Below are 14,725 nucleotides of genomic sequence, written 5' to 3' on the forward strand. Positions count from 1 at the left end.
GAACAATCCTCTTTAATCTTCTCAGGCAGTATCGTTAAGCATCTGATCCATAATCGTCAGTATCTGTGACAGCGTATCAATGGCGGGCATCATCATAAGGTTGCCATTGATCGAATACTGATCGCAGGTGAGCGTTGTGTGGAAGATGATCACCTCATTCACCTCGACGGCCAGTTCTGCCAGGATCTCCTCGATCGCCGAATGCCCCATATCAATGACGAGGCTGGGTGGGGAGGGGATCATCACGACACTGAGCAGCTCAGCGCTTGCATTCAGGAATGCCGATGCCATGATGTTTCCTATCTCCTGGAGAGTGCTCTCATCCATCTCGGTTAATTCCCGCTCCTCTTCAGTTGTCCCGAGGAGCACATTGGTCATACGGATGGCTGAATCCAGCGGAAGCAGGAACATGATATACCCGGCATGATCGATCTCCCCCTGCATCTCAAAGAGGATGGTAACAAAGAGATCGTCGGTGACACACCCATGAATATCTGCAAGATCGATGATCTCAACAGCCGGTACAGTCAGTTCGATCTGGTGCATCAGAAGGGCAGAGAGTGCATTTGCGGCGTGTGATGATCCGATATTTCCAAGCTCATTCAATGCATCTGCCTGTATCGGTGTCAGGATAGTCATGCGTAATCATGATATTTCTGCTCCCAGGTACTTAAGAGCATCGGGTTTGAGTCCGGGTATTCTCTTGCATACCAGATCAAGCCTCTCCTGGGGAAGCGGTATCAACGCATATAAGAGCAATCCTGCCTGAGCAATAGATGCCAATTATATTGGGTATAGGAGAATCGTTCCCAGGAATGGTTCAGGAGCAGAAAAGGTTTGAGACGCCGAGGGGGAGATTTGAACTCCCGAGGTGCAAAACACCAGTGGCTTTCGAGGCCACCGCCTTCCCGGACTAGACTACCTCGGCATAGATCGGGATATAGAATTTCATTTGTGCGGTATTAAGGCTTCTGAAGGGTCCTCCTATGCGTAGACTACCTCGTAATCACTTGCAGATATTGCTTCGCCTCGATCTTCGCAGATAATCAAAACCTGATGACGGGGTGGTATTAAAATAAGAGCCTATCCCTCATGCATTCAGCAGATACAAGGATTCCGAGCAGAAGCAATCAAGATAAGAGTCACTATTATATGCTCCGCTTTCGTAGTGTATCACTAAGTGGTCTTATGCCGGTAGAAGTGGATGGAAGACTCGTTAATACTACAACAATCCAGCTGGATCAACCTTTGGAGAATGGGGGAGAGAAAGTGATTGTCAGGTTAAAAAAACGATCCAAAAAAACAATTAAACTAACTGCCCCTGAAAGATTTATTCTCGATCTGGCCGAAAAAGACCTTGAAGAGTTGTACTGATGCATACCGATGATATTGCCGAGGGGTCAGTTTTTCTCGATACCAATATTCTTCTCTATGCGTTCAGCACTACCCGTTTCTCAGACTCTTCTGAACGACTTCTTGAAAGGATTCAAGCCGAAGAGATCATCGGATATATCAATTCTACCGTCATTGATGAATTTTTTCACAAGGCAATGCTCACCCAGATGTATACAGAAAAGCAGCTTTCTCCACGCGATGCGATTATCTACATCAAACAAAATCCAGGAATTTTAAAGGATATGCATGCTCCATATTCTATCACACATGATATCATACAGGAGTACAACCTTATTATCCTCGATACTTCCGATATTCTGAGCGATACACTTGCAATTTCACAGAATTATGGATTGCTCTTCTCAGATGCCCTCCATGCTGCTTCAGTACAGAAACACCAGATTGACTATTTCGCCACAAACGATCGTGATTTTGACAGAGTGGATTTCTTAACTCTGGCACATCCCTGAAAACAACCTCTCCCACTCCTCACCACCCCCGGACTCCTATAGTCACTGCTATCTGCTCCCAATACAGATATCCCTCTATGCAACATCCACCGCTTCGCCTGATCATCTTTGATTTTGATGGGGTGATCGCCGAATCCATCTCCATGAAGGCAGAAGCATTCAGGGAGACATTCTCGTTTGTACCAGAACATCAGGATGCGATCGTGCAGTACCATCTTGATAACGGGGGGATGAGCCGTTTCGTGAAGTTTTGCCACATCTATAAAGAGATGCTCCATGAGGAGCTCACTCCTGAACAGGAAGAGTGGCTTGGGGACCGGTATGCGGGAATCATCCGGGAAAAAATGTTCACAATACCGCTTGTTCCGGGAGCCTTTGAGCTTCTAAACGAATTAAAGGGCAATATTCCCCTCTTTGTCGTCTCAGCAACCCCTGAGGGGGAGATGCATGAGATTGCAGATCGCCGGGGGCTTTCAGATTATTTTATCCGTATCTATGGCTCCCCACGTTCAAAAGCAGATTGTATTCGGGAGATTCTCACCGCAACCGGTGTTTCACCGGAGGAAACTCTCTTCATCGGCGACGCTCCACAGGACTGGCAGGCGGCAACAGATACGGGTGTCCGGTTTATTGCAAGGGTAGCGCCGGGTGATACGGATAGATTCTTTGGGAAGCCCGGTGTTGAGAGGATCGTCTCTGATCTCCATGAAATCCGGGAATTATTCTCATCAAATCTCTAAAAAAGGGATTTAAGTATCCTGTAGGGAAAAGAAGGGGATTGGTTTTACTGCCCGGGTGCGTGGGACTGGGTGACCATCATATCGTCAACCCGGATCAGGAGGGATGCGATCTCGGATGCACTCTGGATTGCCTGGCGCTTCACACGCATCGGCTCAAAAACACCCTCTTCACTCATGTCGACGATCTTACCGGTATAGACATTGAGGCCAGTATTCTTTTTGCCGTCAGTGTGTGCCTTCTTCAGTTCAACCAGCTTGTCGATTGGGTTGAATCCCGAGTTCTCTGCGAGTGTAATCGGGATGATCTCAAATGCATTTGCAAACGCTTCGACAGCGATCTGTTCACGGCCACCGATGGTAGCTGCATAGTCGCGGATCCGGACGATCATCTCTGTCTCAACCGCTGCGCCGCCGATGGTGTATTTCCCATCTTCCATTGCATCCTGGATAACCCGCTTTGCGTCATTGATCGCACGCTCAAGCTCATCGATGAGATACTGGGTAGAACCTCGGATCAGGATTGTGACTGCCTTTGCGTTCTCGCATCCTGAGATCTTCGTCAGCTCCTCTCCGTAGATCTGCTCCACCTGTTCGGCTGTGCCGAGGGTTGCAGGGGTCAGATCCTCGGGTTTGTTGACGATCTCTCCGCAGAGTGCCTTTGCTGCGTACTTCATCTCCTTCTCTGGCACATCTTCAAGTGTATAGATCCCTGCCTTTGCCAGGTAGTACTGCACGGAATCGGCAATGCCTTTCTGGCAGAGGAGAACATTTGCACCTGAAGCGATGATCTGATCTGCAAGCTTCTTCAACGAGGCTCTCTCGGCATCGCCAAATGCTGCAACCTGTTCGGATGAGGAGATCTTGATCTTTGCCTTGGTCTGGGTCTTTGTAATCTCAAGGGGTGTGCCGATCATGGCAACTTGTGCGCCCTTCACAAGCTTAGGCATCTGTTCGTCTACACGGCCCTTGCCGATGATAACTCCCCGGACAAGCTCGATGTCATCCATTGCATCGCCCTTCTGGGTCTTGACAAGAATATCGTCTTCATCGATGACGATTCTGCCGGATGAAGAGTCGGCGACAGTTGCAACCGCATCAACGACGATATCAGCAGCCTTCTCCATGACTGCCTCGATCGTCTTCCCGATCATAGCGGTCTTTGCGATCTTCTTCAGGCTCTCCTTATCATCTGGGGTGACATTGACTGCAAGTTCCGAGAGGATCTCAAGTGCTTTTCTCATACCCAGCGAATAGCCCTTTGAGATGTTTGTCGGATGGATCCCCATCTTGAGCATCCGTTCGGCCTGCTCCATGAATGAACCGACCATGATGGCAGCGGTGGTGGTTCCGTCTCCGCACTCATCGTCCTGTGCGGTTGCAACCTCGACTACCATCTTGGCGCCGGGGTGCTGAACCGAGAGTTCGCTTAAAATGGTCGCACCATCGTTTGTGATGGTGATATCGCCTCCGGCAACGAGCATCTTATCCATACCGCGGGGTCCAAGCGTCGTCCTTACCGCTTCGGAGATCGCTTTTGCCGCGAGGATATTTGATCGCTGTGCCTCATGACCGCGGGTCTGTTCAACGTTATCCCGCAGGATAATAATTGGTTGCCCGGTTAACTGATTTTGATTTGCCACTCTGTAATCCTCCTGTATTGATAAAAATTGAATTGAACTTCTATATAAATGTAGCCTATGTCGTGACCCTGCTTAATCTATTCTGGAGATTCTGAAGAGTGAGTGTACCGGGACTCCCTCAACCTCGGTGATACCGCGCTTATCAAAGAGGACCCAGACCGCCACCGGCACCCCCCCGTGCCTCCTGAGATATGCAACAACTTCCTGGATGGTCCTGCCTGAGGTGATCACATCATCGACGATAATGCAGCGCTTATTTTTCACATTGGCAAAGTTCCCTGAGATGGATCCGATGGGCGTATCGGAGGTGGCATGCTTTGCAGGATGGTAGATTGCAAGGCTGCACCCCTCGCGTGCACCGATCAGGGTGGCGAGCGGGATGCCCGAGATTGCAATCCCGACGATCACATCGGCATCGAGGGGCTCGGTCCGATCTGAGGGTGGGATGTATGCATCGATCATCATCGCTGCAACTGCCTCGATAAGCTGTGCATCACAACTTACCCTTGTCCAGTCTATGTGCACATCTCGTGGGGCCTCATCTCCCTTCGGCTGGGTCAGAAGCCAGGTAACCGTCTCTATCGAGAGGGAGAGCTCGTCTGCAATCTGGCCTGGACTATGCCCCTCTTCGAGGAGCAGGCGTGCCCGCTCTTTCAGATCCTCAAGGGATGACATATCTGTAAAGGTGATATTCATCTATTTATGCCTTCGTTTCAACGGAGCGCCGCATACCGGGCAGTCTGCTCCCTCCTCAACATCCCGGCCGCAGCCGGTGCATACCATCTTCCAGATACGCCGTTTCGCCCGCCGCTGGAGTATGGGTCTCACCCTGATCCCAAGGGCAGCGGCAACATTCTGAACAGCAAAATCATCTGTTGCCACCTCACCCCTGATCGTAGAGGCAAGTGCCAGTATACTGACATCTGTTTCAGAGAGGACGCCGATATCCCCGGTTGATTCCGCTGCTTTCCGAACATTCCCGAAGGATTCTGGCGGCGGCTCTATTACTGTCAGCCCACCTGCCTTCAGTGCATCGAGTCGGCATTTGGATCTGAGATCGCAGAGTTCCGCAATTACCAGCGGGGTGGTGAAGAGATCGCCATCCAAAGGATATTCTCCAAAGAAGAAGGACGCATCACAGACGATCTTCATGCCGACACCTCCACACAGTCACCCTGACTTGCTATGGAGATCGGGTACCCGAAATGCCCAAGCAGTGAGATCATGGTCATCGCGTGAGATGTGAGCTTTGTTGTGCCAATTGATCCTCCATAAAGTGCAAGGTAGGGGAGGAGCTGATCGCAGGCATGTGGGTCGAGATCAAAGGATCGCCCCTGAAGGAAAGATTCTGCTGCCATTCGCCCCACAGCCTCTGCAGGAAGCCCCTGTTTCCCGAGGGCGGATCCCCCATGCCCTCCTGAAAAGACCGTACAGGATGATCCGATCGAAGATCCCTTTTGCCGAACGATATGGATTGGCAGATCCCCCGCAACAGACGCTGCTGCATCCGCCTGCCGGGTAGCCACGTGATCGGGTAGTCCAGAGGAGGCAGATACAATCCCGGAACCGGCTGGAATAAAAGTGCCGAGCGGGGCGATCCGGGATGGTTCAACTACAACCCTGACTCTGCCTCCTCCTTCCGGATAGTATCCTCTTACCAGTATCTCAAGGGAGATTCTGCCCCCATGTGTTCTCAGATACTCCAGGAAGACACACTCACAGTAATCGATCGTCGGGGCATCACGCACCTCGGTTCCGCCGGTAATAGTGATACTGCCTCCTATTCGGATTGCAAGGGGAAGCCAGGCTGATAAGACTAGCGGAATACTCCCCGCAGTTCCAATATCGATACAGATATCCTTCCTCTCCGGTTCGCCGGGAAGAAAGGTAATCTCACCTGTTCCAATGGAAACACCCGTGGTTGAGGCATTCGAAATCGCGGCTGCCGCCTTTACCGCAGCGACATGCTGGGCGGCAAGACCGGGAATAGATCTGTTCTTCCGGATATTCCTAATCGTAACCGGCTCTCCCGAAACAGAAGAGAGGGCTACTGCTGTCCGGACGATCTGGCCTCCGCCCTCGAGCGTACCGCCATCGATTGTTATCATCTCCTGAGTGCCTCGGCAATCGCCGGTGCAGCAGATATGACAGAACAGCCCCTCTCGATCGTATCGCTTGATGCGATTTGGGAGAATCCTGCTGCAATCAGGCGTGCGTACCCTCCTCCCGAGAAGACGCCATGGACGCAGGCGGCAGAGATAGAACGGGCTCCTTCTGCTGCGAGCATCTCTGCAGCGGTGGTAAGCGTTCCTCCTGTTGAGATGATATCGTCGACGATGACGACATTCCTCCCGGCAACTCCGACATCCTTCTGCCTGATTGATACTTCCACACCCGAATGCCGGGTCTTATCGAGATGGTTGCAGTCCCACCCGCAATCAGCGGCAACGCCTTGTGCAAATGGCCATGCTCCATCATCGGGTGCGAGAATGAGGGGGTTTTCAATGGCGGTTTTCGCAAGGTACTCTCCGACTGCCGGTGCGATCGAGATATTAACTGCAGGCACGCCGAAGTACTTTAGCACATCCGGTTCATGGATATTCACGGTGATAATCCGTGCAACGCCCCTGCTGAGTGCCTGAGCAATCGCACGGATGCTTATCGGCTCCCCGGTATTGAACCGCTTATCCTGCCGTGCATATGCCATGTACGGTATGACGAGGCTCACTTCGGATCCTTCACAGGCATCGATTAAGAGGAGAAGTTCAACAATAGACTCTGCATCGGGGAGGGATGATACGATCACTGTTCTGTCATCAAGCCCGTCTGCCCGGATATATATCTCATTATCAGGAAACCGGGATTTTTTTACCTCTCCCAGGGGTGCGCCCAGGTTTTCTGCTACTTTTGAAGCGATAATCTGGCTTTTATCTGTGTATATGACCTTCATTGTTAGATTCTCCCGGTACTGAAACTACTTAAACTATCGGTCTCCGATATATAAGCATTCAACATATGTGTGAGGTATATCTCAGAATGGGGACAGAGACAGAGACTGTGGGCCTTGCCGAAGAAGAATTCAATGAAGAACTCCTCTTCGGCGATATCGATATTGCCACAACCGCTGACGTTGAGGTGCCGCCCGGGCTCATCGACCAGGTGATCGGACAGGAACATGCTGTCGAGGTGATCAGGAAAGCTGCAATCCAGCGACGGCATGTGATGATGATCGGAACCCCCGGAACCGGCAAATCGATGCTTGCCAAGGCAATGACCGAACTCCTTCCAAAAGAAGAGATGCAGGACATCCTCGTCTATCCAAACTCCGATGACAATAATAACCCTCTCGTGCGGACCGTTCCCGCCGGAAGGGGCAAGGAGATCGTTGCTGCTCATAAGATGGAGTCACGGAAACGGGCACAGATGCGGAATATGCTGATGCTGATGCTCGTCTTCGGTATCATCGGGTATGCCCTCATCTCCGGGATGCTCCTGATGGGTATCATCGCTGTTGCCTTCATCTTCCTCGCATTCAGGACGATGATGCCTCGGGATGATGTGATGGTTCCAAAACTTCTCGTATCGACGTCGCCAGATTCAAAAGCCCCCTTCATCGACGGAACCGGGTCTCATGCAGGTGCACTCCTTGGCGATGTCCGGCATGATCCCTTCCAGTCAGGTGGGCTTGAGACACCTTCGCACGATCGTGTGGAGGCAGGTGCAATCCACCGCTCGCACAAAGGCGTACTCTTCATCGATGAGATCAACACTCTCACACCCCATTCCCAGCAAAACCTCCTCACCGCACTCCAGGAGGGTGAGTTCCCGATCACCGGCCAGAGTGAACGTTCAAGCGGTGCAATGGTCAGGACCGAGCCGGTTCCCTGCCGCTTCGTGATGATTGCAGCAGGTAATCTTGATGCAATGCAGGGGATGCACCCGGCTCTCCGCTCCCGTATACGGGGATATGGATACGAGGTATTCATGCAGGATACGATCGATGACAGCCCTGCAAATCGCGAGAAGTTCATCCGTTTCATCGCACAGGAAGTCAAAAATGACGGTAAAATCCCTCCATTTGACAGAAGTGCCATTACCGAGGTGATCCGCGAGGCCCGGAGGCGTTCGAACAGGAAAGGTCACCTCACCCTGAAACTCCGTGATCTCGGCGGCCTTGTCCGGGTTGCAGGAGACATTGCCCGCGGCGAGGGATCAGAAGTGACAAGCCTCCCCCATGTTCTCGCTGCAAAAGAGACTGCCCGCTCTGTTGAAGATCAGATCTCAGACGAATATATCCGACGCAGCCGGGATTACGATCTAACAATTATCTCAGGAACTGCTGTTGGAAAAGTAAACGGCCTTGCGGTGATGGGGAGCGATTCGGGTTCGGTACTCCCGATCGTTGCCGAAGTCACCCCTGCACAGGGTGCTTCCGGGACTGTGATCGCAACCGGTCTTTTAAAGGAGATTGCGCAGGAGTCGATCAAGAATGTCTCGGCAATCCTGAAGAAGTTCACTGGCAAGGATATCAGAAACATCGATATTCATGTCCAGTTCATTGGCACCTACCAGGGTGTTGAAGGGGATTCCGCATCAGTCTCGGTTGCAACCGCGGTCATCTCAGCAATTGAAGGCATTCCTGTCCGGCAGGATGTGGCAATGACCGGCTCCCTTTCGGTCAGGGGCGATGTCCTCCCGGTTGGTGGTGTCACCTACAAGATCGAGGCGGCTGCAAAAGCCGGGATCAAAAAGGTCTTTATCCCGAGATCAAATGCAGGCGATGTACTGGTCGAGGACCGGTACAGGGAGATGATTGAGATCATCCCGGTCTCGCATATCGAGGAGATCCTTGAGCAGGCACTGGTTCCGGCAAACCGTGCAGGATTCCTTGCCAAGCTGAAGAAACTTGCAGAGCATGCAATGATCCCGCCAAATCAGCCGATAACCACTGAACCAGGGGTTGTCTGAGCGTGGATTCCCGACTCAGGTACTGGGATATCCGCCATGTCAGCGGAGAGCATACCGGCATCGATATCGATAATGGCGAGATCGAATCTGCCGGTGTCACTTTCTTCTCAAAAGCCATCATCCGGGCACTTGGACCTCGCGGCTGGGGCATTGTTGCTGTCTCGCCATTCGATCCCGATGATAAAGGAGCACTCCGGGACTACCTTCTGCGGGCTGAGAAAGCAGCGGTGGTGACTGCAGAGGATGTGGTACTTGCTGATGCGCCGGATCGGAAGCCGTTGCCGGTGCCCCCGGTAAAAGAGGATCCGACTAAGGTCCCGCTCGAAGAGAAGGGGGCGCTGCTTATGCAGATCACTGATGCGGCAAAGCTGCCGGGTGTCTCAAACACACGCGGCACCTACACGGAGCGGTTTGAAGCGGTCACTTTTCTTGACTCGACCGGATACGAGGCATCCTATACCACCTGCCGTTCAGGATTTTCTGTTATGGCTGTTGCAAAACAGAACGGCACAATGCAGATGGGATATATCCGTGACCACAGTATTGATGGTCTCAACCTGAGAGGGAGAACCGAAGACGGCATTAAGGCAGGTACGCGTGCCGTTGCTCTCCTGAATGCCCGTGCTGTAAAAGGAGGCAGGATGCGGGCAGTTCTTGACCCGGAACTCGGCGGTGTCTTTGCCCATGAGGCCGTCGGGCATGCAAGCGAGGGAGATCTGGTCAAGGATGGTGCTTCGGTCCTCAAAGATCAGATAGGCTCTACTATCGGAAGCCATATTGTTACGATTATAGATGATCCCACCATGCATGCATTCGGGTTTGAACCCCTTGATGCCGAGGGTGTTGCCGGGAGAAGGACTGCGATCATCGAAGCGGGCGTCATGAAAAGGTTTCTTCATTCGCGTGAAACACTTGCTGCAGTCGGCAATGGTGATTCCGGGCATGCACGGGCTATGCCGGGTGATCTCCCGATTGTGCGGATGAGCAACACTTATATCGCGGCCGGTGATGCCCGGTACGATGAGATCATCGAAGAATGCAGGGATGGCATCCTCCTTGGAGGCTCACGCGGCGGCCAGGTGGATCCCGGCCGTGGCGTCTTCCAGTTTAATGCTGAATTCGGCTACCTGATCGAGGGGGGCGAGCTGACAGAGATGGTCAGGGATGTCTCGCTCACCGGCGAGATCCTCTCGACATTACATGCCATCACCCTCTGCGGAGACGATCTCAGGATGCATCCGGGATACTGCGGAAAAGGCGGGCAGAGTGTCCCTGTATCTGACGGCTCCCCACATCTCCTCCTTTCTGAGGCGATCATCGGAGGTAGTGGCGATGCATAAAGAGGTCATATCCGATATTATCGAGACCGGACTGAAATATGCAGATGAGGTTGAAGTTGCCCTTCTTACAAGCGAGAGCGTCTCAATAGAGATGAAACGCTCCGTTCCAGCATATGCAGGTGAATCATTTGGAACAGCCCTGATCATCCGCGTGATCGATTCCGGCAGGATCGGATCGTCTGGTACAAGCACCATCGCAGACTGGCGTGTGTGCCTTGACTCGGCAGTCTCAAGTGCACATCTTGCAGAACCGGTACCCTGGGGCGGCCTGCCCGATCCCGTCTCCCTGAAGGGCGGTTCCCTGTCATATGACAGTGCTGTCAAAACAGATCCTGATATTGCACACACATTCTGCAACAGGCTTCTTGAAGGGGCATCAGTTTATCCTGAAGCCGAGGTTGTCGGCGGGGGTGCAGGTCTTTCTCTTGGATCAGTCATCCTGGCAAATTCCTGCGGTATCTGCTATGAAGAAGATCACTCATCGGTATCGGCATCGCTTGAAACGATCGCAGGGCAGTCCACAGGATTTGAGTATGATCGCTCATACTCCCTTGATATAGATCCATTTGAGATCGGCAGGAGGGCAGCAGAACTTGCCCAAACTTCCCAACATGGCGTTCCAATTGAAACAGGCATCTATGATCTGCTCCTCTCGCCAATGGCCTTTGCCGGACTCTGTGCCTCCCTTCTATCGTCTGCATTGAACGGGAGATCTGTACACATGGGAAGATCGTTTCTGGCAGAGAAGCTTGGCGAGGTGATTGGAGCAGAACACCTCTCGGTGATCGATGATCCCTTCTACCCTGGCGGGCTGGGAAGCGGCCGGTTCGATGCGGAAGGTGTCCCGACCAGAGAAAATATCCTCATTGAAGATGGTGTTTTAAAATCCTTCATTTACGATCTTAAGACTGCGTACCGGTTTGGGAAAGAAAGTACCGGAAATGCGCAGCGTGGCGGTCTCGGTGGTGGTGTGACAATCGGGATGCACAATATGGTATTTTGTGGTGAAACGATGCAGGAGCCGGGTGAAGGCCGTTGCATATCGATCAATGATGTGATCGGGGCGCATACAGCTAATCCTCTCACTGGAGATTTCTCGGTTGAGGTCCAGAACGCCTTTATTATGGAAGACGGGGTCGTCCAGGAGCCGGTCAGAAAAGCAATGATTGCAGGAAATATCTTTGATATGTTCGGTCAGATGACCGGAATGGGACGCACTCCAAGGCGGGTTGGATCGGTGATTGTTCCAGCGGTCCGGATCGATGGGATGCGCCTTGTCGGGTGATACCGGCCCATGCTTGAATTACTCATACCCCTTCTTTTTGTGGCGGCGCTCATTGTCACGCTCTACTTTTGCATAAAGAAAGGCATGACGCTGCTTGCAAATGCAGCAGCAGGATTAATCCTCCTTCTGATCACAAACACATTCCATCTCCTCTCCTTCCTCGGCGTTCCTGATATTCCGATCACCTGGGCGACGGTGCTTATATGTGCATTTGGAGGTATCCCCGGTGCCGTTATGCTTATCCTGCTTGCGATTGCAGGGATCACAGTCTGACTTATGAAATCCGCTCTTCGTGCATGGTGTGACAGCCATGAGATACCGCTCCTTGGCATAGCTGATGTAGATGCCTGGAATGAACCGCTCTTTGAAACGTGGATCCCAGAAGCGTATCGTCCCGGCTCGATTGCTCCCGGAACACGGTCGGTCATTGTCATAGGCCTTCCAGTACCGCTCCCCTCGCTTGAATCATCCCCCTCGATCCAGTATAGGGAGATGTACAGGACAGTGAACACGCTCCTCGATCAATACACCTACCGGATTGCAGTACGGCTGAACCAGTCCGGGTATCCGTCGGTTCCCATCCCGCGGGACGGGTATGGCGGTGTCGAGGCACTGGTAAAAAACCCGATCGCCTTCTTCTCGCACCGTCATGCTGCATACCTTGCAGGACTTGGGACATTCGGCCTCAATAATATGCTCCTCACCCCCGAATACGGACCAAGGGTGCGGTTTGGCTCGATCTTCACAACTGCTGATATTGAGCCTGATCCCATCCGGACTGATGATCTCTGCACACGGTGCATGGAATGTGTGGAGCGGTGCCCCGTCAAAGCAGTCAGGAAAGAAGGCTACCCTGAGGGTCTGACCAATAAAACCGCGTGTGCCAAATACAGTGCCATTCTGGATAAAAAAGCGATCTCACCGTGCGGTGTCTGTATCAAGGTCTGTCCGATCGGATCTGATCGCGCTTTCTATGGGCGGGATGATATTGGAATATACAGGGAGGATGCGGCTGATAGCCCGCTCAAAAAGGCATGGGATCACATCAGATCCCATGGTGCTCTCTAGAAGACGCTCGCCTCTGAATAGACGACCACATCATCAGGCTGGATCTCATATGGCTTGATCTCCCGGGAGTGCTGGGATCTCCGCATCTTGACCACCTCAACGGCAAGGTGGGTGCCAGAGAGATCGCTCGCACGTACATAGCGAAGCAGGATGACGCAGTCGACGAGGTACTCGACCAGCCCGTATTTGCTTGCATAAGGGATCTGGGTGTCGGTCTCACTTGTCATCACAAGCGTGCAATTCTCATCCCTCATTCGTTCGACGAATTTGAACATCTCAAGCCTCCTGCTTGCCTCATCGGGAAGCAGCCCTTCAAATAGAGAGATCGGATCGATAACGACCCTTGATGCGTTTGTTTCCTGTATAAGGGTGGGGATATCATTCTTGATGCTGTTGACGGCAAGAGTGAAATCTGTTGGATCGAGCTTGATTAAAAAGAAGGTTTTGTCAAGGTACTTATCAAGTTCATAGCCCCTCCGCCTGATACTCTCCATCAGCATCTCTGCCCGTTCATCCAGGCTGATCAGAATGCAGACCTCCCCCTGCTTCAACCCTTCAAAGATGAAATTGATCGCAAATGTCGTCTTTCCGGTACCATATGTCCCAATGATACCGGTGACAGAGTTTTGCACAAGTCCGCCGCCGAGCATCTCGTCAAGTCCTTCGATACCGAGCTTGATCCGCTGCTCGGTCCTTGTACTGGATCTCTTCACTTCAGCTGCTCTCTCATGTTCTGGCGGTTTGGGCATCTCTGTCATCTCATTCCGTAGCGGCTCCCACTCCTCCTCAGCAGGACTTTCCCATTCAGACTCTAAAGGTTCTGCCTGCTGGATTATGCTTCCCATTCGTGCTGGTGGCTTACCTGCCTGAATTGGAGGTATCTTCCTCATTGGCGGCTTTTTATTATCGTCGTCAATAAGTGCCGAGAAGTCATCCTCCATCTAAATCACCATCCGAATATTCTCAACATCAAACCCGGCTGATGCACTGATCCGAACCGCGAACTTCACCAGATCGCGCTCCTCAAGGTACGGCATCACTCCGCGGAACTTCATGAAATACATGATCCTCTGCCTCCGTTGTCCGGATCCCTCCTCCCATTTGAAGTGGACAACTGCATCTGCACAGTCACAGATCTCAAGTTCACGCGATGAATCGAGGATCCCTTTTGTGAGGTGAAGGTATATTGTCGAGTTCCAGGTCTTTGCAATCCGCTGAAGACCCCTGAGGAATGCAACCAGGCTGTTCCATTTATCAGGGCTAAAATGAAGTCCCGCGATATCGGTGAGAGAGTCGATGATAATGAGGCTCTCATGCTTTCCTTCCTCAAGCACGCCAATGAGATCGGCCAGGATACTGTCATGCTCGGGTTTCTTCCGCTGCATCCGGGCGACGATGCCCCCCTCTCCATCATACCAGTTAGCAGGGACGACACTTCTGTCGAAGTATCCGCTTGAGAGATCCAGAAAAGTGACACGGTCTGCAATCCCGGCAGTCAGATCACTCTTGAAGGATCGGTTTATCTCCTGGGTTACATCTTCTTTTGTCCTGGTAATGCTGATGTACCGGATATCTTCCGGAATCATTCTTCCTGCACCTGCATCCTTTCCCATCCTGGTTAATGTAATGAGTGAGGTGTATGCAAACTCGGCACTGCCTGCACCGATATCGGAGAGCAGCAGGATGAGGGATCCCGGTACGACCCCTCCGTTTAATACCGGGTCAAGTGAGTTGATCCCTGTAGGCATCCTGCCTCTGGTCTGATCAGCCATACATCATCTCTCCATTATAAGAATAAGATTATGTCGTATCCTCTCGT

The 14,725-nt window shown here is 52.1% G+C and carries 16 protein-coding genes and 1 tRNA gene; 8 read left to right on the plus strand and 9 right to left on the minus strand.

What is annotated here, in order from left to right; genetic code table 11:
- Window positions 1-21: 21 nt before the first annotated feature.
- Entirely contained in the window at window positions 22-639 is a 618-nt protein-coding gene (locus FTO68_RS07035) for a chemotaxis protein CheC (RefSeq protein WP_255332678.1), read from the minus strand.
- Between the two features lie 204 nt (window positions 640-843).
- Window positions 844-928: transfer RNA gene (locus tag FTO68_RS07040), tRNA-Ser, on the minus strand.
- Between the two features lie 260 nt (window positions 929-1,188).
- Here FTO68_RS07040 and FTO68_RS07045 point away from each other — a divergent pair.
- The 3 genes from FTO68_RS07045 to FTO68_RS07055 all read left to right on the plus strand — a co-directional run bounded on the left by FTO68_RS07045 (window position 1,189) and on the right by FTO68_RS07055 (window position 2,605).
- Window positions 1,189-1,374 carry a hypothetical protein gene (locus tag FTO68_RS07045; protein ID WP_255332679.1) on the plus strand — a complete coding sequence of 62 codons (186 nt, stop codon included), beginning with the start codon at window positions 1,189-1,191 and terminating at the stop codon, window positions 1,372-1,374.
- On the plus strand, window positions 1,374-1,865 hold the full coding sequence (locus tag FTO68_RS07050) for a type II toxin-antitoxin system VapC family toxin (protein WP_255332680.1): 492 nt from the start codon (window positions 1,374-1,376) through the stop codon (window positions 1,863-1,865). The genes FTO68_RS07045 and FTO68_RS07050 overlap by 1 nt, the downstream gene beginning before the upstream one ends.
- Before the next feature lie 77 nt (window positions 1,866-1,942).
- On the plus strand, window positions 1,943-2,605 hold the full coding sequence (locus FTO68_RS07055; RefSeq protein ID WP_255332681.1) for an HAD family hydrolase: 663 nt from the start codon (window positions 1,943-1,945) through the stop codon (window positions 2,603-2,605).
- 44 nt (window positions 2,606-2,649) lie between these two features.
- Here the strand turns inward: FTO68_RS07055 and thsA are convergent, their stop codons facing one another.
- The 5 genes from thsA to FTO68_RS07080 all read right to left on the minus strand — a co-directional run bounded on the left by thsA (window position 2,650) and on the right by FTO68_RS07080 (window position 7,195).
- Window positions 2,650-4,245: a thermosome subunit alpha gene (gene thsA, locus FTO68_RS07060; protein WP_255332682.1), complete on the minus strand. Its 1,596-nt coding sequence runs from the start codon at window positions 4,243-4,245 to the stop codon at window positions 2,650-2,652.
- A gap of 72 nt (window positions 4,246-4,317) precedes the next feature.
- The gene (locus FTO68_RS07065) at window positions 4,318-4,920 is read right to left on the minus strand and encodes an orotate phosphoribosyltransferase-like protein (RefSeq protein ID WP_255332683.1); all 603 of its coding nucleotides are present in this window, start codon (window positions 4,918-4,920) and stop codon (window positions 4,318-4,320) included.
- A 21-nt stretch (window positions 4,921-4,941) separates the two neighbouring features.
- A complete protein-coding gene (locus FTO68_RS07070) occupies window positions 4,942-5,397 on the minus strand; it encodes an NOB1 family endonuclease (protein WP_255332684.1) in 456 nt (151 codons plus the stop codon).
- Window positions 5,394-6,353: an RNA 3'-terminal phosphate cyclase gene (gene rtcA / locus FTO68_RS07075; RefSeq protein WP_255332685.1), complete on the minus strand. Its 960-nt coding sequence runs from the start codon at window positions 6,351-6,353 to the stop codon at window positions 5,394-5,396. The genes FTO68_RS07070 and rtcA overlap by 4 nt, the downstream gene beginning before the upstream one ends.
- Entirely contained in the window at window positions 6,350-7,195 is an 846-nt protein-coding gene (locus tag FTO68_RS07080) for a ribose-phosphate diphosphokinase (protein WP_255332686.1), read from the minus strand. Before FTO68_RS07080 ends, rtcA begins: the two co-directional genes overlap by 4 nt.
- Window positions 7,196-7,281: 86 nt before the next feature.
- Between FTO68_RS07080 and lonB the strand changes: the two genes are divergently transcribed.
- The 5 genes from lonB to FTO68_RS07105 are packed head-to-tail and all read left to right on the plus strand — an operon-like array spanning window position 7,282 to window position 12,906.
- Window positions 7,282-9,213 (plus strand): ATP-dependent protease LonB, encoded by a 1,932-nt coding sequence (lonB, locus tag FTO68_RS07085; RefSeq protein WP_255332687.1) that lies wholly within the window; start codon window positions 7,282-7,284, stop codon window positions 9,211-9,213.
- Window positions 9,210-10,553, plus strand: a complete 1,344-nt coding sequence (locus FTO68_RS07090; protein WP_304364223.1) for a TldD/PmbA family protein — start codon at window positions 9,210-9,212, stop codon at window positions 10,551-10,553. Before lonB ends, FTO68_RS07090 begins: the two co-directional genes overlap by 4 nt.
- Window positions 10,546-11,838 (plus strand): TldD/PmbA family protein, encoded by a 1,293-nt coding sequence (locus tag FTO68_RS07095; RefSeq protein ID WP_255332689.1) that lies wholly within the window; start codon window positions 10,546-10,548, stop codon window positions 11,836-11,838. The genes FTO68_RS07090 and FTO68_RS07095 overlap by 8 nt, the downstream gene beginning before the upstream one ends.
- Window positions 11,839-11,847: 9 nt before the next feature.
- On the plus strand, window positions 11,848-12,111 hold the full coding sequence (locus tag FTO68_RS07100) for a pro-sigmaK processing inhibitor BofA family protein (RefSeq protein WP_255332690.1): 264 nt from the start codon (window positions 11,848-11,850) through the stop codon (window positions 12,109-12,111).
- Window positions 12,112-12,114: 3 nt separating this feature from the next.
- A complete protein-coding gene (locus FTO68_RS07105; protein ID WP_255332691.1) occupies window positions 12,115-12,906 on the plus strand; it encodes a 4Fe-4S binding protein in 792 nt (263 codons plus the stop codon).
- Here the strand turns inward: FTO68_RS07105 and FTO68_RS07110 are convergent.
- Together FTO68_RS07110 and FTO68_RS07115 are read right to left on the minus strand one after the other, a co-directional pair.
- Entirely contained in the window at window positions 12,903-13,847 is a 945-nt protein-coding gene (locus tag FTO68_RS07110; protein ID WP_368659886.1) for a KaiC domain-containing protein, read from the minus strand. The two genes, FTO68_RS07105 and FTO68_RS07110, sit on opposite strands and share 4 nt — an antisense overlap.
- Window positions 13,848-14,678: an RAD55 family ATPase gene (locus FTO68_RS07115; protein WP_255332692.1), complete on the minus strand. Its 831-nt coding sequence runs from the start codon at window positions 14,676-14,678 to the stop codon at window positions 13,848-13,850.
- Window positions 14,679-14,725: the final 47 nt, after the last annotated feature.

This window comes from Methanocalculus taiwanensis (assembly GCF_024372745.1).
GTDB lineage: Archaea > Halobacteriota > Methanomicrobia > Methanomicrobiales > Methanocorpusculaceae > Methanocalculus > Methanocalculus taiwanensis.